This window comes from Sphingobium sp. BHU LFT2 (genome assembly GCF_018604485.1).
In the GTDB taxonomy this organism is placed as follows: Bacteria; Pseudomonadota; Alphaproteobacteria; order Sphingomonadales; family Sphingomonadaceae; genus Sphingobium; species Sphingobium yanoikuyae_A.
Genome location: NZ_JAFCGW010000105.1, coordinates 1 through 285, shown reverse-complemented (window position 1 = coordinate 285; position 285 = coordinate 1). Strand labels below are relative to the sequence as shown.

Annotated in this window: 1 protein-coding gene; it reads right to left on the bottom strand. The window is 50.2% G+C overall.

The genetic code is table 11. From position 1 onward, the window contains the following. Nucleotides 1-28 precede the first annotated feature (28 nt). A partial coding sequence (locus JQK15_RS26690) for a hypothetical protein (protein ID WP_214869698.1) occupies nucleotides 29-285 on the bottom strand: 257 nt, incomplete at its 5' end.

Below are 285 nucleotides of genomic sequence, written 5' to 3'. Positions count from 1 at the left end.
GGATGTGGAAGTGCGGTAACGCATGGAGCTAACCAGTCCTAATTGCTCTGTTCGCGCTTAAGAGTCCCACCATCAACGACAATGCTGGAAACAGCCAAGGCGCTGATGGCGTGGTTTTAAGCCAGCCCAGATATACGAACATACAAACACACAAGCTCTTGTTGTTCACTTTCCCAAGTGAAAGTGAATAGTGCACGGTATCGATTAAAAACCCGCAGTTATGCGCCTGCTTCATTGCTTGGTGACCATAGCGTCTGTGACCCACCCGATCCCATCCCGAACTCG